Origin of the sequence: Alkalihalophilus lindianensis (assembly GCF_032843265.1) — a bacterium.
Lineage (GTDB): Bacteria > Bacillota > Bacilli > Bacillales > Bacillaceae_D > Alkalihalophilus > Alkalihalophilus lindianensis.
Genome location: NZ_JAWJBA010000611.1, coordinates 1 through 257, shown reverse-complemented (window position 1 = coordinate 257; position 257 = coordinate 1). Strand labels below are relative to the sequence as shown.

At 55.6% G+C, this 257-nt stretch carries 1 protein-coding gene; it reads right to left on the bottom strand.

Translation table 11 applies throughout. The annotated features are described in order from the left end of the window. Window positions 1-257, bottom strand: a 257-nt coding sequence (locus RYX56_RS23615) for a S8 family serine peptidase (RefSeq protein ID WP_336623198.1), incomplete at both ends; no start/stop codon positions are given.

Genomic DNA, 257 nt, shown 5'->3' with positions numbered 1-257 from the left:
GTCGGTATACTTGCCAAACCTTATGCTGCCAGGGGATACAAGCGTCTCCGTTTTGATGGCCTCAGCGACTTGAATCCGGCCGGCACCCTGCTCAAAGGTGCGGTAGCGGCCCGGTGTAGATCGAATGGCGGTCTTTGTTTGGCTGGCCATACGGTCTCGAGCGGTTGCCGCAGTGTCCAGCGGCTTTGCGGTATTCATTAAGGCCGATTTAATTTGCTTAGGTGTCCAGTTAGGGTGAGCCTGCTTGATGAGTGCAC